Genomic DNA, 18,123 nt, shown 5'->3' on the forward strand with positions numbered 1-18,123 from the left:
CGGCATTTGAGGGAAGCTGGCATTATGTTAGGAAAGTATTTAGTGAAGCGTTAATCTTATATAAGAGAGGGGTAGTTGAGCGTATAGATAAGGGTTAGTCTTCGAATTAAGTTCTGAATTTTCTGTTTTCTGAATTAATATTAAGCACTCATTTGTATATTTTATAATAGTTTTTTGATAAAATCACTGCTTTCGCAGAGGGTTCTTTTTTATGAAAGAAACGTCAATTTTCTTCATATATATATACAAATTGGAGAAATGGGGGAGCGCTATGCGCGATTACTTAATTAAACCACTTGTTGGTCAGCCGTATCCAATGATTTCACATGGAAAAGGTGTGTATTTGTATGATCAAAACGGAAATAAATATTTTGATGGTTCGTCAGGGGCAATTACGGCAGGTATTGGGCATGGCGTAAAGGAGATTGCGGACGTTATCAAAAAGCAAGCAGAGGAGATTGCTTTCGTTTATAGATCACAGTTTACGAGTGAACCAGCTGAAAAATTAGCGAAGAAATTAAGCGATTTAAGTGTAGGAGATTTGAACTGGAGCTTTTTTGTGAATAGTGGTACGGAAGCAAATGAAACAGCTATGAAAATTGCAATCCAGCATTTTCAGGAGCGAGGTATTCAAGGGAAACATAAAATTTTGTCACGATGGATGAGTTATCACGGTATTACGATGGGAGCCTTATCAATGTCTGGGCATCCACTGCGCAGACAACGTTTCGTGTCAATTCTAGAAGATTATCCAACTATTCCAGCTCCATATTGTTTTAGATGTCCGGTGCAAAAAGTATATCCAACTTGTCAGCTTGCTTGTGCGACTGAACTAGAAAGATCAATTGAAAGAATTGGTGCAGAACATATCGCAGCTTTTATCGCTGAACCGATTATCGGAGCTGCTGGAGGTGCAGTCGTTCCGCCGAAAGAATATTATAAAGTTATTAAAGATATTTGTAGTCATTACGATATTTTATTTATTGCCGATGAAGTAATGACTGGCCTTGGTCGCACTGGTGCATGGTTTGCAATGGAGCATTGGGGTGTAGAACCGGATATTATGACTCTTGGTAAAGGTTTAGGAGCTGGATATACACCGATGGCAGCGACCATTGTAAGTGACCGTGTTATGGAGCCAATATTACGAGGATCACGTTCAGTTATGAGTGGGCATACGTTAAGTGCAAATCCATTATCAGCAGCAACAGCTCTAGCTGTTATTGAATATATGGAAAAACATAACCTACCTGAAAAAACAGCAGAAAAGGGAGAGTATTTAATAAAAGGACTACAAAAAGTTCAGCAACAATCGACAATCATTGCTGATGTGCGCGGAAAAGGTTTGCTGATTGGAGTAGAATTGCAACCGTTTACAAAGGCTTCGGAACTTATTTCGGTTGCAGCTAAAAATGGTCTTCTTTTATACCAAGCTGTTTCAGGGCAAGCAGGAAAGGAAGATAGTGCACTGCTTGTAGCACCGCCGATGACAACTACATATTCCGAGTTAGATGAATTACTTTCAATTTTTGCAAAAAGTGTAGAAGAAATGATGCAAAAAGGAGGGCATAGTATCGCATGACAACTATTACGAATACATTCGATAAATTAAAAGAGATAGAGGAAGTAATTTCTTTGTTCCACGATGATATGACATTAATGTTTGGAGGATTTGGGGGGATTGGATCCCCTCCATCTTTAATACAGGCGATTTTAGAAAAAGGAGTTACAAATTTAAATTTAATAGGAAATGACACGGGATTTCCTGATGTAGGAATCGGTCGACTTGTTACGAATGAAAGAGTAAAATCATTAGTTACTTCACATATTGGTTCAAATCCAAATGCAGGAAGACAGCTAAACGAAGGAAGGTTACAAATCGAGTTTTCCCCTCAAGGAACATTAGCAGAGCGTATTCGCGCTGGTGGTGTAGGACTTGGAGGCGTATTAGTTGATGTAGGTGTTGATACGATTGTAGAAGAGGGAAAACGTACAGTTGAAATGAATGGTAAGACATATTTAGTTGAAACAGCATTAACTGCTGAGGTTGCAATTGTATATGCGAAAAAAGCGGATCCGTTTGGTAATCTTGTGTTTGATAAAAGCGCACGTAACATGAACCCTCACGTAGCAATGGCAGGGGATATAACGATTGTAGAAGCAGAGGAGATCGTTCCACTTGGAAGTTTAGATCCAGAAGAAATTGTTGTCCCAGGAGTATTTGTAAATTATATCGTACCGTCGGAAGGAGTGAATTGGAAATGGGTATGGGCGTAGAAGTGAGAGATAAGATTGCTAGGCGTGCGGCGAAAGAAATACAGAATGGCATGATTGTAAATTTAGGTATTGGCATACCATCGCTTGTACCGAATCATCTTCCTGACGATATAAACGTTATGTTTCATGCTGAAAATGGAATTGTAGGTATGGGACCTACGCCAAGCAAAGGGAATGAAGACGAAAATTTATGTAATGCAGCAGGTTTACCGACTTCTCTTATTACAGGAGCGAGTTATTTTGATAGTTGTACAGCGTTTGGGATGATTCGAAAAGGTTTATTAGACATAACGATTCTTGGTTCATTACAAGTAAGTGAGAATGGTGATTTAGCAAACTGGATTGTACCAGGAAAACGCGTTCCAGGTATTGGGGGAGCGATGGATTTGGCACAAAAAGCGAAGCGGGTCGTTGTTGTGATGAATCATGTTGATAAATACGGAAATGCAAAAATAGTTTCGGAATGTACATTACCATTAACTTCAAAGAAATGTGTAGATTTAATTATTACGGATATGGCAGTTATGGAAGTGACGCAGGATGGACTCATTTTACAAGAATTAATGAGCCCATACACAGTGGAAGATATAAAACAACATACAGAAGCTGATTTCAAAATTGGCTCTAACTTACTAGTAATTGAATGAGGGGAGATGTAATATATGGAGCAATTAAAAAAGAAAATTTGTGATTATATCGAGAGTCATGAAGAGGAAAGCGTAAAATTTTTAAAACGATTAATTCAAGAAAAAAGCGTATCTGGTGATGAAAGTGGTGCGCAGGCAATTGTGATTGAAAAATTACGTGAGCTAGGTTTAGATCTTGATATTTGGGAACCTTCCTTTTCTAAAATGAAAGATCATCCTTATTTTGTATCACCGCGTACAAGTTTTTCAGATAGCCCGAATATAGTGGCAACGTTAAAAGGGAGTGGCGACGGAAAATCTATGATATTAAATGGACATATTGATGTCGTACCAGAGGGAGATGTGAATCAGTGGGATCATCATCCTTATAGTGGTGAGCAAATAGGGAATCGTATATATGGTCGAGGAACAACAGATATGAAAGGCGGAAATGTCGCACTAATGCTTGCGATGGAAGCCATTATTGAATCTGGTATTGAATTAAAAGGAGATATTTATTTTCAAAGTGTAATAGAAGAAGAAAGTGGCGGGGCAGGAACATTAGCGACTATATTACGAGGATATAAAGCAGATGGTGTCATTATTCCAGAACCGACAAATATGAAGTTTTTTCCGAAACAACAAGGGTCCATGTGGTTTCGTCTACATGTGAAAGGTAAAGCCGCACACGGTGGAACGCGTTATGAAGGAGTAAGTGCAATTGAAAAAAGTATGTTTGTTGTAGATCATTTGAGAAAATTGGAAGAGAAGAGAAATGATCGAATTACAGATCCATTATTTAAAGGAATCCCGATTCCAATTCCAATTAATATTGGAAAAATTGAAGGCGGGAGCTGGCCAAGTTCTGTTCCGGATTCGTTAATTTTAGAAGGAAGATGTGGTATTGCGCCGAATGAGACTATAGAGGCAGCGAAAGAAGAGTTCGAGAATTGGATCGCTGAATTAAATGATGTGGACAATTGGTTTGTTGAAAATCCTGTAGAAGTAGAATGGTTTGGAGCGAGATGGGTTCCTGGTGAACTAGAAGAAAATCATGAGTTAATTACGACACTCGAGCATAACTTTGTTGAAATCGAAGGGAACAAACCAATTATTGAAGCGTCTCCTTGGGGGACTGATGGTGGTTTATTTACACAAATCGCAGGTGTACCAACGATAGTATTTGGTCCAGGAGAGACGAAAGTAGCACACTATCCAAACGAATATATAGAAGTTGATAAAATGATAGCTGCCGCAAAAGTTATTGCATGTACATTACTAGATTGGTGTGAGGTGAAAAAATGAAATACTATGAATCTTTTAGAGAACAGACGAATGGCTATACAGTAGAAGGCGTTTTAGACTATTTTAATAAACGTATTCGAGTAGACCACTACACAGGAAATATTGAGAGGATTATACAAACAATTGACGAATTAGCAGAGAAGCATTCTTTCACTAAATGTATTATTAAAGGAAAGGGAGAGCATGTTTCTACATGGCTCTCTTTCGGTTTTTTATTGGAAGCAACAATACCGCATTATTTTCAAGGTCATGATGCATACTTCTTCGTGAAATTTATTAATGATGAAAGACGAAATAGTATTCATTGGGCTGAGGAAGATATCATTTTAAGCGGTGTTAAAGCAAAAGAAGTAAAGGAAAAAATAGTCCCAGAGAAATTTCTATTAAGAAAAGCGACAGAAGAGGATGCGGAAGAATTAGCTGGTGTCTTTGGAAAAGTATTTGAAGTTTATCCGACTCCTTTAAACGAAGCAAGTTATGTAAAACAAACGATGAAAGAAGACGATACAATATACTATGTGTATGAATTCGAGGGGAAAATAATTAGTACAGCATCTGCAGAAATGAATATAAAAGAAGCGAATGCAGAATTAACGAATTGTGCTACGTTACCTGAATATCGTAAGCATGGGTTTATGAAAAGTTTACTAATTAAGTTAGAAGAAGAACTGCAAGAAAAATCGATTTTCTGCTCTTATACAATTGCTCGATCACTTTCTTTCGGAATGAATGCGGCCTTTCATCAGTTAGGTTATACGTATACAGGAAGACTGGCGAACAATTGCTACATTTTTGATAAGCTGGAAGATATGAATATATGGGTGAAAGATTTGTCTAAATAGTACGGTATAAAAATAGAACGGAATCGTCATGCTTATAATCGCATATAGGTATGCCGGAAATTCGGCACGTGATTGCTGAATTTTCGGCAAAAGGGGGGATGACATTGCTAGCAGTTTCAACACAAGAAGTCATTGAAGCGATTTTGGGCAGTATTGATGAGGCTATACACGCAGTAGATGAAAATGGTATTACAATTTTTTATAATTCTGTAGCTGCAAAACACGATGGGTCAAAAATTGAAAAAGTGTTAGGTAAACATTTATTAGAAGCGTTTCCTTCTTTATCTAGGGAAACAAGTACGTTGATGAAAGTGTTAGATACAAAAAAGCCAATCGTTCATCAAGTGCAACATTATCAAAATTTAAATGGAGAAGACATTTGTACAGTAAATACGACGTTACCTATTTTTATAGATGGAAATATTGCTGGGGCTGTTGAAATTGCTAAGGATTATTCCACAGTTCAAAAACTTACGGATACAATTGTCGATTTGCAGTCGAAAATAAAGCGGTCATCTAGAAAAAAAGCAATTAAAAAGCATGTTGCATTTGAGACGATTGTGACGAATGATGCTCGGTTTAAACAGACGAAAGAATTAGCACAAAAAGTAGCCCCAACGGATGCAAATGTTTTAATATATGGGGAAACAGGAACAGGGAAAGAGTTATTTGTACAAGCGATTCATGAAGCTTCTAAACGGAAGAACAAGCCGTTTATTGCACAAAACTGCGCAGCTTTGCCAGAGTCGCTATTAGAAAGTTTATTGTTTGGAACGACGAAAGGTAGCTATACAGGGGCAATTGAACGAGCGGGATTATTTGAACTGGTAGATGGAGGGACATTGTTTTTAGATGAACTGAATTCAATGCCACTCGATTTACAAGCGAAAATGCTACGTGTATTAGAAGATGGCGTTATTCGTCGTATTGGTGATAATAAGACGAGAAAAGTAGACGTTCGCGTTATTACCGCAATGAATCAGCCACCAGAAATATGTTTAAAAGAGAATAAAATTCGCACTGATTTATATTATCGATTAAATGTCTTTTCATTATATATTCCGCCGCTCCGTGAAAGAACTGAGGATGTATCATTATTAGCGTCTTATTTTTTGAAAGAATATAATAAAAGTTATAAAAAAGGTGTACTTCAAATGGATAAGGAAGCGAAAGGAAGACTAGAAGCTTACCAATGGCCTGGAAATGTTCGTGAGCTAAAACATACGATTGAACATGCTGTCATAATTGCAGAAGGTAATACATTAACAGCTAATTGTTTACCGCGTACATTTCGGAAAGAGAGTCTTCCGAAGAAGAAGAGCATATTGCCTCTTAGAGAAGCACTTCATCAAACGGAAAAAGAATTAATAGATCAAGCGTTAATTGAAACGGAAGGGAATATACTGCAAGCTGCAAAAATGTTAGGTATCCCTCGCCAAACGCTGCAATATAAACTGAGTAAGTACGACAAAACCGCCGAATAATTGGCGGTTTTTGTGTGTTTGCACCAATAAAAGAGCGTTTACATATATAAAAAGTAATGAATATGATAGTATGTATGGATTTCATACAGTGCTTAAAAATATTTTTTTGCTTATGTAATAGCGTTCTCCGTACATTTACTTATCAATAATGTAAAGTTGGCATAACTATTGCTTATATAAAGGATGAGCGTATAAAAAGGGGGAATAGCAATGTTACATGATGTATACAAACCAAATCGTCACTGGAAAGATATCGAGTTGTGGAAGGATGTTACTGAAGAACAATGGAATGACTGGGTTTGGCAATTAACGAATACGATCAAAACTTTGGATGACTTAAAGAAAGTGATTAATTTAACACCTGACGAAGAAGAAGGCGTTAAAATTTCAACAAAAACGATCCCGTTAAATATTACACCGTACTATGCTTGGCTAATGAATCCTGATGACCCACGCTGTCCGATTCGGATGCAATCTGTACCGATCTCGGAAGAGTTATATAAAACAAAATATGATTTAGAAGATCCGCTTCATGAAGATGAAGATTCACCAGTTCCAGGGTTAACACATCGTTATCCTGACCGCGTATTATTCTTAGTAACGAATCAATGTTCTATGTATTGTCGTTACTGTACACGCCGTCGTTTTAGTGGACAAATTGGAATGGGTGTGCCAAAGAAACAATTAGATGATGCAATTGGTTACATTCGTGATACACCACAAGTACGAGATGTATTAATTTCTGGTGGTGACGGTCTTCTTATTAACGATAAAATTTTAGAATATGTATTAAAAAATTTACGAGAGATTCCGCATGTCGAGATTATTCGTATCGGAACGAGAGCGCCGGTAGTATTCCCGCAGCGTATTACAGAAAACTTATGTAACATTATTAAAAAATATCATCCAGTATGGTTAAATACACATTTCAATACTTCTATTGAAATTACAGAAGAGTCGAAAAAAGCATGTGAAATGCTAGCGAATGCTGGTGTTCCAATCGGAAACCAAGCAGTAATTTTAGCTGGTATTAACGACAGCGTTCCAATTATGAAAAAACTTATGCATGACTTAGTAAAAATCCGTGTACGCCCATACTACATTTATCAATGTGATTTATCTGAAGGTATTGGTCATTTCCGTGCACCGGTATCTAAAGGTCTGGAAATTATTGAAGGTTTACGCGGTCATACGTCTGGTTATGCAGTTCCAACATTCGTTGTTGATGCACCAGGAGGAGGCGGAAAAATTGCGCTTCAACCAAACTATTTAATTTCGCAAAGTGCGGATAAAGTTGTACTTCGTAACTTTGAAGGCGTTATTACAACGTACCCAGAACCAGAGAGCTATATCCCAGGAAGAGCAGAAGGGTACTTTAAAGAAATCTATCCAAACTACGAAGAAAAACGTTCAGATGTTGGTATCGCAGGTCTTATGAGTGACAAGAAATTTAACCTTGTTCCAGACGACTTACAGCGTATGAACCGTCGTAAAGACTATGAAGATAATGACACTCATGCATCACTAAAAGATAAACGTGATAAGCGCGATCAACTGAAAGATAAAAAGTACCAATCGCAAATGGCTAAATTAGAAGAAAACGACAAAAAAAATGAGGGTGATGCAGTATGAATTGTATGTGGTGTGACAGTACAGAAGCGAAAGAAAGCTTGAATACTGTATATTGGGAATTGCCAGATGGTACGAAAGCCATTGAAATCCAAGAGACACCATGCATTTCTTGTTCCTCATGTGGTATGGACTATCAAGCTGATCAAACAGTGAAAGAAATAGAAGATCAATTGTTTCTAATTTATACGAAAGATTTACCAAAACAACTAACATATGAAGAATTAATGGGAAGACCACGTCTATTAAAAAGAAATTATTTCGACTTTTAACCAGCTTTTATGCTGGTTTTTTTCTTTTTTGCCTTGTATAATGTATCCAAGTTAGAAAGGTAGGGAATATTTTTGAAAAAGACATTTTACCACTATATGATGAAGCATCGTGCCGCTCTATTTAGTAATGAAATTTCGAATTTAGCAGAGGCAATGTACGATGATTTAAGCTTTCCGAAGCAATCTGAAGATTACGATGAAATTAGTTCATACTTAGAATTAAGTGGAATGCTAGAAAGTATGTCTATATTTGATGAAGCTTGGGATTTATACATACAAGAGAGATAATGTAAAGCTAGTCTATTTACTAGCTTTTTTTACGTTGCAAAAAAAATTCATATGGTGATATTTTTTATTGAAAAAATTTATGAATATACGCTTCTGTGATAAGCGTTTTTATGTAGGTTGCATATACTGTTATCAAAATCACGACGTCAAAAAAAGGAGAGATATAGATGGCAAGGAAAAAGCAACCTAAATATAACGTAGGGGACATAGTCGTGATTACGCTATATGGAACCGTTGGTAAAATCACAAATATGAAGGTGTTAGATGGAGTTTACGTTTATGAAGTCAATAATCACGATGGCTTTTACGTAGAGCAAACGTTGCAGCACGTTTCAGAGCAAGATATGAAAAAAGGTGAAACTGAGTGGATTGAATTAAATTATAATTTCACATTTGGTGATCTCGTGCAAGTAACAGGATACGATAAAGATGTGTTTCGAATTGTTGGTTTTCGTACAGAAGTATGGAGATATAAAAATGACGCATGGGAAGATACAATATACGAATTGTCACGAATTACTGATGGTGAATGGTTAGAAGCAGATGAATCAGATTTAACGCTACTTGCCAATGCTCAAACGGCAAATGCAATTTTGAAGAAAATGAAACAAGATAAAGCTGGTATGAATAAATTAGATTTAGGAAAATTAAAGTCAATTAACAACTCAAAAAAAGTGAGTGTTAAGACAAATCGTCAAGAAATCATTGATGGATTACTTGATATTTATAACGATTATCAATTGTTATTTGATACATTTAAAGATGAAGAATACAAAATTGTTATGGATGTTGTTCATAATTATTTAGTTAAATTGACAGAGAAAAAATAGTTAACTAGAAAGAGAGAATGAATTGAACAACAACATATGCAGTATAAGGTATGCCTACAATTATTAAAAAAATAAAAAGCCATTTAATAAGAGAGTCTGCCCATTGATCTTCATGCATGAACTCTTCTTTTGTTTGCCCTACTTCTTGTTCTACCTCATATTGATATTCCATAATTAAATCCCCCTTTTTGATAGCTTGTACTACCATCGTATGCATCTCGTCCAAAGGATATGACCTATAAAAAAAGAAAAACTATTTTTCTAATCTCATATACATATTTTTGAGATTTTTTCATAAAACAGAAATAAAGGAGTGATGCTCATGAAGGAAATTGAAGTCGTAATTGATACGGAAGAGATTGCGGAGTTTTTTTATGAGCAACTAATTGAAAGAGGATACGTCCCAAAACGAGAAGAAATTGAAGATCTCGCAGACATTACATTCGAGTACTTATTAGAGAAATGTATGATTGATGAAGTGTTTGATGAAGAGGATGAGTGAAAGTAACGACGGGCTTAACTCGTCGTTTTTTACTCTTTACAAACTTGTCACAAATAAAGTCGGTAATAGTTGGTATAATTAAAAGAAAATTTTACTCAAGAGGTGAAGGGATGTTCAAAAAAATTATTGATTCTTTATTAGGTAGGAAAAAATATCGTTCGTATTCTAGTAGTGATTATCGCCATAGAGGTCGCTCTTATTCAAGTAGCGATTATAAACGACGTTCATCTGGTTATGGGCATCAGCATTATAAAAGAAAGCGTAAAAGCCGTAGCTTCTTTTCAAGTAGCTGATGAAATGGCGTCGTATACTAGCTTTATTTGATAGACCACTGCGAAAAAATACAATCGTTGCAGAACGTTATAAAATTGAATCAGTAATTGGAATGGGCAGTTATGGGGTTACATATGTCGTTAATGACTTACAAATAAATAGATATAAAGTCTTAAAACAATTAAGGCAAAGTAAACAAAGATATGAGTCTGGGAGAAAATCATTTGAACAAGAGAAAATGATTTTACAAACATTAAATCATCATGCAATTCCTAGTTTATATGATCATTTCGTATGGGAGAAAAAAAGCTTTTTTGTGATGGAGTATATGCCTGGTAAAAATTTCGAAGATTATATTTTCTTGGATGGGCATGTATATACAGAACGTGAAGTTTTTAAAATTTTATATGAAATATTAGAAATTGTATCGGTGTTTCATAGTGAAGGTATTATTCACCGAGATTTACGCATTCCAAATATATTAATGAAAGAAAATAAAATTAGTATTATTGATTTTGGATTAGCTAAATTGAAGGGTGAGGGTGATGAACGAGCTACAACTTATGAAGGTGAACAAGCTTTGATGCGAGAAGTTCACTTTCGTAGTGATTTTTATGCGCTTGGTCATTTCTCATTATTTTTATTATATGCAGGCTATGAATCTAATGAAAAACATGAAAAACCATGGTATGACGAATTAACTTTAGAAAATTATAACCGTGAAATGCTTATGCGAATGTTACAAATAAAAACGCCGTACTATGAGAATGTACAAGATTTAAAAAAAGATGTAGCTTTTGCTTTAGAAAGGATGGAGGATCCATGTTTCAAAAGTTTTTAGCAAGCGTTGGTATTGGTAATGCAAAAGTAGATACAGTTCTTGAAAAAGATGAGTATATTGTTGGAGAAGAGATACTAGGTAAGGTTCATATAACTGGTGGTTCAGTTAGCCAACAAATTGAAAGCATTTACTTAACGTTATCAACATCGTATGTACGAGAAGTGGATGATAAAAAAGTAACAGCAACATATGATTTAGAGCGAGTTCGTTTAACAGAACCTTTTTCTGTTGAGCCGAATGAAAAAAAAGAAATTCCATTTTCATTTGTAATGCCAGTGGAAACGCCGCTTACGCTTGGAATGAAAACAGTTTGGGTGCATACAGGACTTGATATTAAACGCAGTATAGATCCAAGTGATCGTGATTACATTCAAGTGTTGCCAAATGCACTATTAAATAGTGTGTTAGAGAGTGTACAACAATTAGGTTTTAAAGCGCGTCATATAGAATGTGAAGAATTACCGTATCGATTACGTAAGCAAGTTCCATTTGCGCAAGAATTTGAGTTTGTTCCGGTTTCCGGAGAGTATTATGGGAAATTAGATGAACTAGAATTATTAATCTTGCCAAGCGCCTACAATCGACTAGAGATTATTATGGAAGTAGACAGAAAATCTCGCGGATTAGCAGGTTTATTTGCAGAAGCGCTTGATCTTGACGAGAAAGTGATTCGCTTTACAGTAACGAATGAAGATATTCCAGCAATGAAAGAAAAAATTAACAATTATATTTTTTAATAAACTATGCATAAAAAAGAAATGGAGAGGAAAACTAAAACAACCGCTCCATTTTTTTGCATAGTGAGGTTATGTATGTGAAACGATATCGACATTTATACTTGTTAAGTTTTACGCTACTCATTTGTTTTGTCGTATTATCACTTTCGTATCATACCGCTTGTATTGAGAAATTTGACAATATAGTCGCGCATTTTATTCAAAGTTTTCGAAACGATTATTTGACAGCCTATTTTACGTGGGTGTCTTTTATCGGTTCCAAAAGAATATATTTTCCGTTGCTCATTATTCTTGTAATGTATTTTCTCGTTAGAAAAAAATTGCTTAGTGCATTACTTCTAACAATTAATTATTATGGATCTCGTTATTTAAACAGTATGCTTAAACTATGGTACGAACGAGCAAGACCTGATGTAACGCAGCTTGTTACGGCAACTGGATATAGTTTTCCGAGCGGTCATACGATGAATGCTACTGCTTTTTTAGGATTTATTGCATACGTCACCATTACTGAAGAACGAATTACATTGCATAAAAAATTGTTGATTATTTTTATAGCGAGCTTTGTTGTATTATCTATTTCAGTTAGCCGAATATACCTTGGCGTGCACTATCCATCTGACATATTAGCAGGATGGGCAGCTGGCGGTAGCTGGCTCGTTTTATGTGTTATATTTCATAAAACGTTCATGAAAAAAGAACCTATGTCATAATAGGTTCTTTTTTCATTGGTTCAACATGAATGTGTGCATGGTAAATGCCAAACTTTTTCCGAAGCATAGCCTCGATGTTGTCAGTAATACAATGACTTTCACCAACATCCATACGAGCATCTACCTCGATTGTAATATCAACGTACGTTTGATTCCCGTACATACGCGCGCGTATGTCTACGATGTTTTCCACGCCGCCAATATGTTCAATAGCACCAGCGTACTCTTCCATCTTATCTGGATCGATTCCATCCGTTAACATATGAGAAGCTTCTACGAAAATTTCCCATGCAGTTTTACAAATAATAAGGCCGACAAGTAAAGCGGCAATAGGATCTAAAATAGGCATTTGGAACTGCGAACCGACAATACCTACTACTGTACCGATACTTACGAGAGCATCTGATAAATTATCCTTCGCAGCGGCTTCTAATGATTTACTTTTTGTGCGCGCTGCAATCTTTTTCGTATACAAATACACAAAGTACATAACGACAGCAGAAAATAAGGCTACCCATGCAGCAAGTACGTTAGGCGCTGCTTGTTTCGGATTGAAAAAAGATTGAATGGCACTAATAACAACCTCTAATCCGACCGTTGCCATAATAAAAGAAGCAACAAGTGATGCAATTTGTTCTGCGCGCGAATGCCCATAAGGATGATCTGGGTCACGAGGCTTACGAGAGATTTTTAGACCAATTAATATCGCTAAAGAAGCACCGATATCCGTTAAGTTATTTAAACCGTCAGCACGTAATGCGCTAGAGAGGGTAATATAACTGATGATGATTTTCATAGAGGATAAAAATATGTAGGCCATAATGCTGACAATCGCACCTTTATCAGCTTCTTTATGAGAAAGAGTATCCATTTTAATCACTCACCTTTCTACAAGGAATTTCTTTCTATAAATAGAGTACCAAACGAAACTCGTGTGGGTCTATACAAACATTGTTGACGTTTTTTAGCTTTTTAAGAAGGGGATAACAAAGTTTCGTGAAGGAAAAATATGTTGTAAAGTGCAAAGTTAGGGTGTAAACGCGATTTTAATCGAGGGGATAGGTGAAAGGATACATGTATTATGATGAATCAGTATACTGCACTGCTGAAAGGTGATTGGGCAAAATAAAAACCCTCTAGAAAATATTTTTCAGAGGGTCTTTATTTTAGTATGCTTCTAAAAACTCAGTAACTTGCTCTTCAGTTTTTGCGTTAGCGCTATGTAAGTGACCTAGCTTCTCGCCATTTTGATATACAAGTAAACTTGGAATACCCATTACTTGATACTCTTCAGCGATACTTGGGAACTCATCTTTATTAATAGAATACCATTCAAACTTATTGAACTCTTCCATTACATCTCCGATAAAATTGTCCATACGTACGCAATCTGGGCACCATGTAGTAAAGAACTTAACAACTACTGGCTCCTCACTTGCGATGATGTCTTTGAATTCCTGTTCTGATTTGATTTCTTTCATGATTTGTTTCTCCTTTTTCACTATTAATATTTTAGGTTGATTAGTTGGTGTATTTGCTGTGAAACGAAAACTTCTAACGAGAGTTTTCTTTCTGAATAATTCGTTTGCAAATTGATCCACCGTAGTTTCTTAAATTCCTGGTACAATATCTCAATTAGTTTCCAGTGTGATACCTACTAAACGTTTACTTGTAATCTTTTAGATCATAGAAACGAATATTAGGAACCTTACTTTTCTTTATAAGCTTTTTCATGAGCTGTGTCAAACTTCTGAATTATAAGGTATAAGTAGGGTGGATCAAATTGTATTCATGATAGCCATTGCTATAACGTTCTTTTCCTCAGATGTTTATGAAGCGCCTGTAATGTAATGACGGATAAAACAAGTAATCTCTTTCAAGTACTTAAGAAAGGGAAACGGTGGATGATCATTACTCATAAATTTTATGAGTGAATGAAACAACAAGCAGGAAATTCAAAAATAGATGTAGGGGATGCATGTATGAATTTAGAGGAATCGTTATAAGAACTTATTCGTGAAGTTGTGAGAGAAGAGATTAGGGCGGAGTTAGCTGAGTCCCAGCAATAATCACAACCAAATAAAGTAATGTGTGTGAAAGAAACGTGACTAACAAGAGGGGGAATTGCTGTACTGTATATAGTGGAAGAAAAAACATGATGTGGAGCGCAAAAGGGATTGTAAGAACAACTTAGGAATTATCTAGTGGTTAAGGAGTCAGGGGGAATGTAGATCTGGTAAAAAAATATTATATTATTCTTTCAGAAGGGGGAATTAGGATGTTGAAATGGGTAAAGAAACTGTGTTAAAAAAACGCCCACCTTACATTGTTTGTGAGAAACAAGAAGGTGAGCGACACTTAAAAAAACGAATTGGATTTGTGAAAGTTGTGCCCAAATTACGCATGAATAAGGTATTAAAATAGATACCTGTACCCCTTTACACCTTATTCCATAAATAAGAAAGTTGGTGGGCTTCTGATTCAAGAGCTATTAAATGATCATTATTAATAGAGTTATTCGTATACATTCTGTTCTTTTGGATGTTAAGGACCGTATAATTCACATCGTTATATTTATTTGAAAATGTTGATTCATTTAATAATGTCAGTGTTGAGTTGATGTTATATTTATCAATTCGCTCTTTCTTTCCTTTGAAAAACAGTTTAATAAGATATGGCTCATCATTAATGAGCAAACCGAGTTCAGGTGATGAGCGGACGATTAAATTATCTGATAACCAATGTGATTTACCTGGATCAAACCAAGAGACTTCTTTGTTTTTAATAAATTTTTTGTACTGCTTTATAACATCAATGTAGTTTTGCTTTTTCTTCTGGTCAACAGTTTGTACTAATGTTTCAAAACAGTCAAAAGGTAGTTCGTTTTTATGAAATTTAATAATAGTTTCTCGTAATTGTTTCCAGTAATCAAAAACCGGGTGATATTCAGGTTGAGATTTTAGATTCTTTACAAAATTTGTTTTAGCTGCACTGCTTTTCAGTGTGAAGTCTAAAAATTGTGTAAGTCCCACTTTAATTTCCGCCATGTTACACCCCCTTTCTAAACATTACCAATTCGATATTGGAAAGGGAAATCCTGCATTTTTAAGGAGGTGTACTAGATGCTAGAAAAACCGATGTTCATACACAATGGCTATTGTAAAGCTGATCCGCAAAAATGACGAAAATACCAATTCATTTTATATATTCAGTAACGGTGCTTGAGTGCCATGGATTTTGTGGTTCCTATTGAGTTTGGTAATCATGGAATACTTTCTAAGAGGAGGTAACTGCAATGGATCTACACCCACTAAATGATAATAATACGAAAAAAGGTCCTGTTGTTTCCAACAGGACCTTTCCTAAAATGGCAAAGAGTAACTCTTACCTTACCCTTCTCGTACATAATACATGAAAAAGATAGATGTGTATACAACAAGAAATTCCAATATAAATATTCGGATATAGTGTTTAAGGGTAATTGATTGGATTTTTGAATAAGGAATTAATTTACAAAAGCTTATTTATCAAGGGGTTTAAATGGATTCTTATTAAATTGCAGTTAATAAAGTGATATCGAGATAATAAGATATGCAATTTTGCATACCGGGTTTTAAAAGCGAATAAGAGCATGGAATATCTAAATAATACGAAATTTGAGGGAGAGTAATATTAAAATTTCATTTGTTTTTACTGTAATAAATAAATTCATTTGAACAGAATCGAAAAATGGAGATTTGCCTTAGACATTTATGAAAGTAAAGAATATTTATAACAAAAGGAGTAAATACACAGGTCTAATTTTTGTAATGATGGAGGGAATTGTTGTGGACATAACTCAAAGTATGGCGCGAATAGTGGTTAATGGGAAAGATCTTCCGTTTAATTCAGTTAGAACTTCTGTATGGAATCAAGGGCCTGTAAATGATCTAATTGTTTCAACTAACCAGAGAGTCGAGGAGTTTTATCAATTCATGTGGTCACAAGTACCAGTGACGCTTGCAATGTATTTTCTTCAGGGTGCGGACTTAATGAGGTTTGCTAGAATTATTGGAATTAACCAAAGTGTAACGGGAGAATATATATATCATTTCTCTTGGGGATAAAACGAATGTAAAGTAGCTTAACAGCTGCTTTTTTATTTTGTAAAGGAATTTTAGAAGGTTAGAAAATAAGATTAGAGCTTGATATGTATAATTTCTGACTGTTTTTCAAGTTCGTAAAGTTAATCAGTTACTTCATTTCATACAAGAGGGGCTACTATGAATATGAAGTTTTTAAGGAACGCAAAAAACAGAGAGACATATTTTTGACTCTCTGTTTTTTTATTTTATTCACAAATAGTTCCGGTTGCTATACCAGTTGGAGCAACACCTACTGGAACCGTATCTATAACCGTATTAGTAGCAGTATTGATAACAGAAACAGTATTACTAGCTTGGTTTGTAACATAGGCACGAGTGCCATTTGGTATGATGGTTACTTGATCTGGCGATAAAGCAACAGGAATTGTATCAATTACAGTATTTGTCGCCACGCTTATTACTGATACATTATTACTAACTTTATTTACAACGTAAATACGAGTGCCATCGGGTGTAATATCTATACCAACCGGTTCAATCCCTACGTTAATTGTATTAATTACGGAATTAGTAGCAGTGTCAATAACAGAAACCGTATTGCTATTTTGATTTGTGACATACGCGCGAGTACCATCTAGTGTAAATACGATTATCCTAGGGCGAATGCCAACAGGAATGGTAGCGCTAACTGTATTAGTAGCAGTATTAATAACAGAGATTGTGTTGCTTAATTCGTTTGCAACATATGCAAAGGCTCCATTTGGAGAAACAGTGATTCCTTGCGGAGCATTGCCAACAGGAATGGTATCAATGACAGTGTTAGTACCAGCATTAATAACAGAAACTGTATTATTACCGTGATTTCCAACATAAACAGTTGTGTTATTTGGAGAAACAGCTACACCGATTGGATTAGATCCAACAGGGATGGTAGCGACAACTATATTAGTGGCAGTATTAATAACAGAAACGGTATTAGAAAAAATATTAGTAACATAAGCGCGAGTACCATTTGGTGAGACTGTTACTTCGAGCGGTGCATTATCTACAGTAATTGTAGCAACAACTGTATTTGTTCCGGTGTTGATTACAGATACTGTATCATCTGTTGGATCATCTATAACACCTGCGTTTGTAACATAAACAAGGAAATTACATGCAGGTCCAGTAGGTCCGGTTGGTCCAGTCGGCCCAGTAGGACCCGGTGGACACTCACAATCGCCAGTCGGCCCTGGTGGTCCTTCTGGCCCCTGAATACCTTGCACACCTTGAGGTCCAGTCGGCCCTTCTGGTCCTTTAAGTCCTTGCATGCCTTGCACACCTTGAGGTCCAGTGGGCCCTTCGATTCCTTCTGGCCCTTGAAGCCCTTGCACACCTTGAGGACCAGTAGGTCCTTCGGCTCCTTCTGGTCCTTGGATG

The 18,123-nt window shown here is 35.9% G+C and carries 22 protein-coding genes; 17 read left to right on the forward strand and 5 right to left on the reverse strand.

The window, feature by feature from the left end:
• The first annotated feature begins 271 nt into the window (after positions 1 to 271).
• From MR113_RS05715 to MR113_RS05760, 10 genes are all read left to right on the forward strand, one after another.
• The gene (locus MR113_RS05715) at positions 272 to 1,582 is read left to right on the forward strand and encodes an aspartate aminotransferase family protein (RefSeq protein WP_001205889.1); all 1,311 of its coding nucleotides are present in this window, start codon (positions 272 to 274) and stop codon (positions 1,580 to 1,582) included.
• Complete coding sequence (gene atoD / locus MR113_RS05720; protein ID WP_242252154.1) at positions 1,579 to 2,277, forward strand: acetate CoA-transferase subunit alpha; 699 nt, start codon at positions 1,579 to 1,581, stop codon at positions 2,275 to 2,277. Before MR113_RS05715 ends, atoD begins: the two co-directional genes overlap by 4 nt.
• Positions 2,262 to 2,924, forward strand: coding sequence for a CoA transferase subunit B (locus MR113_RS05725; RefSeq protein ID WP_000525280.1), 663 nt, complete (start codon positions 2,262 to 2,264; stop codon positions 2,922 to 2,924). Before atoD ends, MR113_RS05725 begins: the two co-directional genes overlap by 16 nt.
• A gap of 15 nt (positions 2,925 to 2,939) precedes the next feature.
• Positions 2,940 to 4,208 (forward strand): peptidase, encoded by a 1,269-nt coding sequence (locus MR113_RS05730; RefSeq protein WP_000436668.1) that lies wholly within the window; start codon positions 2,940 to 2,942, stop codon positions 4,206 to 4,208.
• Complete coding sequence (gene ablB / locus MR113_RS05735; RefSeq protein ID WP_242252166.1) at positions 4,205 to 5,050, forward strand: putative beta-lysine N-acetyltransferase; 846 nt, start codon at positions 4,205 to 4,207, stop codon at positions 5,048 to 5,050. Before MR113_RS05730 ends, ablB begins: the two co-directional genes overlap by 4 nt.
• A 98-nt stretch (positions 5,051 to 5,148) precedes the next feature.
• Positions 5,149 to 6,534, forward strand: a complete 1,386-nt coding sequence (rocR, locus tag MR113_RS05740; RefSeq protein ID WP_242252168.1) for an arginine utilization transcriptional regulator RocR — start codon at positions 5,149 to 5,151, stop codon at positions 6,532 to 6,534.
• A 210-nt stretch (positions 6,535 to 6,744) separates the two neighbouring features.
• Positions 6,745 to 8,166, forward strand: coding sequence for a lysine 2,3-aminomutase (gene kamA / locus MR113_RS05745; protein ID WP_097844565.1), 1,422 nt, complete (start codon positions 6,745 to 6,747; stop codon positions 8,164 to 8,166).
• Complete coding sequence (locus MR113_RS05750; RefSeq protein WP_000995761.1) at positions 8,163 to 8,435, forward strand: YokU family protein; 273 nt, start codon at positions 8,163 to 8,165, stop codon at positions 8,433 to 8,435. The genes kamA and MR113_RS05750 overlap by 4 nt, the downstream gene beginning before the upstream one ends.
• A 72-nt stretch (positions 8,436 to 8,507) precedes the next feature.
• Positions 8,508 to 8,723, forward strand: a complete 216-nt coding sequence (locus tag MR113_RS05755) for a YozE family protein (protein WP_000750725.1) — start codon at positions 8,508 to 8,510, stop codon at positions 8,721 to 8,723.
• Between the two features lie 167 nt (positions 8,724 to 8,890).
• Positions 8,891 to 9,553, forward strand: a complete 663-nt coding sequence (locus MR113_RS05760) for a hypothetical protein (protein WP_000101496.1) — start codon at positions 8,891 to 8,893, stop codon at positions 9,551 to 9,553.
• A 4-nt stretch (positions 9,554 to 9,557) separates the two neighbouring features.
• Here the strand turns inward: MR113_RS05760 and MR113_RS05765 are convergent, their stop codons facing one another.
• Positions 9,558 to 9,725 (reverse strand): DUF3930 family protein, encoded by a 168-nt coding sequence (locus MR113_RS05765; RefSeq protein WP_000456535.1) that lies wholly within the window; start codon positions 9,723 to 9,725, stop codon positions 9,558 to 9,560.
• Positions 9,726 to 9,875: 150 nt separating this feature from the next.
• Between MR113_RS05765 and MR113_RS05770 the strand changes: the two genes are divergently transcribed.
• The 5 genes from MR113_RS05770 to MR113_RS05790 all read left to right on the forward strand — a co-directional run bounded on the left by MR113_RS05770 (position 9,876) and on the right by MR113_RS05790 (position 12,619).
• Positions 9,876 to 10,055, forward strand: coding sequence for a YozD family protein (locus tag MR113_RS05770; RefSeq protein ID WP_000658451.1), 180 nt, complete (start codon positions 9,876 to 9,878; stop codon positions 10,053 to 10,055).
• 110 nt (positions 10,056 to 10,165) lie between these two features.
• The gene (locus tag MR113_RS05775) at positions 10,166 to 10,348 is read left to right on the forward strand and encodes a hypothetical protein (RefSeq protein WP_000473374.1); all 183 of its coding nucleotides are present in this window, start codon (positions 10,166 to 10,168) and stop codon (positions 10,346 to 10,348) included.
• The gene (locus MR113_RS05780; RefSeq protein WP_242252180.1) at positions 10,348 to 11,169 is read left to right on the forward strand and encodes a serine/threonine protein kinase; all 822 of its coding nucleotides are present in this window, start codon (positions 10,348 to 10,350) and stop codon (positions 11,167 to 11,169) included. Before MR113_RS05775 ends, MR113_RS05780 begins: the two co-directional genes overlap by 1 nt.
• Positions 11,151 to 11,906 (forward strand): sporulation protein, encoded by a 756-nt coding sequence (locus tag MR113_RS05785; protein WP_242252182.1) that lies wholly within the window; start codon positions 11,151 to 11,153, stop codon positions 11,904 to 11,906. Before MR113_RS05780 ends, MR113_RS05785 begins: the two co-directional genes overlap by 19 nt.
• A gap of 77 nt (positions 11,907 to 11,983) precedes the next feature.
• Positions 11,984 to 12,619: a phosphatase PAP2 family protein gene (locus MR113_RS05790; protein ID WP_033656043.1), complete on the forward strand. Its 636-nt coding sequence runs from the start codon at positions 11,984 to 11,986 to the stop codon at positions 12,617 to 12,619.
• On the opposite strand, the gene MR113_RS05795 is transcribed toward MR113_RS05790, so the two are convergent.
• Complete coding sequence (locus tag MR113_RS05795; protein WP_242252184.1) at positions 12,609 to 13,490, reverse strand: cation diffusion facilitator family transporter; 882 nt, start codon at positions 13,488 to 13,490, stop codon at positions 12,609 to 12,611. The genes MR113_RS05790 and MR113_RS05795 overlap by 11 nt on opposite strands.
• Before the next feature lie 295 nt (positions 13,491 to 13,785).
• Positions 13,786 to 14,100, reverse strand: coding sequence for a thioredoxin family protein (locus tag MR113_RS05800; protein WP_000658777.1), 315 nt, complete (start codon positions 14,098 to 14,100; stop codon positions 13,786 to 13,788).
• A gap of 805 nt (positions 14,101 to 14,905) precedes the next feature.
• On the opposite strand from MR113_RS05800, the gene MR113_RS05805 reads away from it, so the two are divergent.
• The gene (locus tag MR113_RS05805; RefSeq protein WP_242252185.1) at positions 14,906 to 15,043 is read left to right on the forward strand and encodes a hypothetical protein; all 138 of its coding nucleotides are present in this window, start codon (positions 14,906 to 14,908) and stop codon (positions 15,041 to 15,043) included.
• A 14-nt stretch (positions 15,044 to 15,057) separates the two neighbouring features.
• On the opposite strand, the gene MR113_RS05810 is transcribed toward MR113_RS05805, so the two are convergent.
• Complete coding sequence (locus MR113_RS05810) at positions 15,058 to 15,666, reverse strand: hypothetical protein (RefSeq protein ID WP_242252186.1); 609 nt, start codon at positions 15,664 to 15,666, stop codon at positions 15,058 to 15,060.
• Positions 15,667 to 16,371: 705 nt separating this feature from the next.
• Between MR113_RS05810 and MR113_RS05815 the strand changes: the two genes are divergently transcribed.
• Positions 16,372 to 16,725: a hypothetical protein gene (locus MR113_RS05815; RefSeq protein ID WP_242252188.1), complete on the forward strand. Its 354-nt coding sequence runs from the start codon at positions 16,372 to 16,374 to the stop codon at positions 16,723 to 16,725.
• Positions 16,726 to 16,949: 224 nt separating this feature from the next.
• Here the strand turns inward: MR113_RS05815 and MR113_RS05820 are convergent.
• Positions 16,950 to 18,123: YVTN family beta-propeller repeat protein (locus tag MR113_RS05820; protein WP_242252190.1), on the reverse strand; the 1,174-nt coding region annotated here is incomplete at its 5' end.

It is taken from the genome of Bacillus cereus group sp. BfR-BA-01379, from assembly GCF_022663605.1.
Classification (GTDB): Bacteria; Bacillota; Bacilli; order Bacillales; family Bacillaceae_G; genus Bacillus_A; species Bacillus_A mobilis.

Bases quoted from the DNA above. Each gene is read 5' to 3' on its own strand.
- MR113_RS05775 (WP_000473374.1), top strand. From the start codon at position 10,166: ATGTTCAAAAAAATTATTGATTCTTTATTAGGTAGGAAAAAATATCGT.
- rocR (WP_242252168.1), top strand. From the start codon at position 5,149: ATGACATTGCTAGCAGTTTCAACACAAGAAGTCATTGAAGCGATTTTG.
- MR113_RS05715 (WP_001205889.1), top strand. From the start codon at position 272: ATGCGCGATTACTTAATTAAACCACTTGTTGGTCAGCCGTATCCAATG.
- MR113_RS05795 (WP_242252184.1), bottom strand. From the start codon at position 13,490: ATGGATACTCTTTCTCATAAAGAAGCTGATAAAGGTGCGATTGTCAGC.
- MR113_RS05730 (WP_000436668.1), top strand. From the start codon at position 2,940: ATGGAGCAATTAAAAAAGAAAATTTGTGATTATATCGAGAGTCATGAA.
- MR113_RS05760 (WP_000101496.1), top strand. From the start codon at position 8,891: ATGGCAAGGAAAAAGCAACCTAAATATAACGTAGGGGACATAGTCGTG.
- atoD (WP_242252154.1), top strand. From the start codon at position 1,579: ATGACAACTATTACGAATACATTCGATAAATTAAAAGAGATAGAGGAA.
- MR113_RS05750 (WP_000995761.1), top strand. From the start codon at position 8,163: ATGAATTGTATGTGGTGTGACAGTACAGAAGCGAAAGAAAGCTTGAAT.
- kamA (WP_097844565.1), top strand. From the start codon at position 6,745: ATGTTACATGATGTATACAAACCAAATCGTCACTGGAAAGATATCGAG.
- ablB (WP_242252166.1), top strand. From the start codon at position 4,205: ATGAAATACTATGAATCTTTTAGAGAACAGACGAATGGCTATACAGTA.
- MR113_RS05785 (WP_242252182.1), top strand. From the start codon at position 11,151: ATGTTTCAAAAGTTTTTAGCAAGCGTTGGTATTGGTAATGCAAAAGTA.
- MR113_RS05725 (WP_000525280.1), top strand. From the start codon at position 2,262: ATGGGTATGGGCGTAGAAGTGAGAGATAAGATTGCTAGGCGTGCGGCG.
- MR113_RS05800 (WP_000658777.1), bottom strand. From the start codon at position 14,100: ATGAAAGAAATCAAATCAGAACAGGAATTCAAAGACATCATCGCAAGT.
- MR113_RS05765 (WP_000456535.1), bottom strand. From the start codon at position 9,725: ATGGAATATCAATATGAGGTAGAACAAGAAGTAGGGCAAACAAAAGAA.
- MR113_RS05805 (WP_242252185.1), top strand. From the start codon at position 14,906: ATGGGTAAAGAAACTGTGTTAAAAAAACGCCCACCTTACATTGTTTGT.
- MR113_RS05770 (WP_000658451.1), top strand. From the start codon at position 9,876: ATGAAGGAAATTGAAGTCGTAATTGATACGGAAGAGATTGCGGAGTTT.
- MR113_RS05780 (WP_242252180.1), top strand. From the start codon at position 10,348: ATGAAATGGCGTCGTATACTAGCTTTATTTGATAGACCACTGCGAAAA.
- MR113_RS05810 (WP_242252186.1), bottom strand. From the start codon at position 15,666: ATGGCGGAAATTAAAGTGGGACTTACACAATTTTTAGACTTCACACTG.
- MR113_RS05815 (WP_242252188.1), top strand. From the start codon at position 16,372: ATGAAAGTAAAGAATATTTATAACAAAAGGAGTAAATACACAGGTCTA.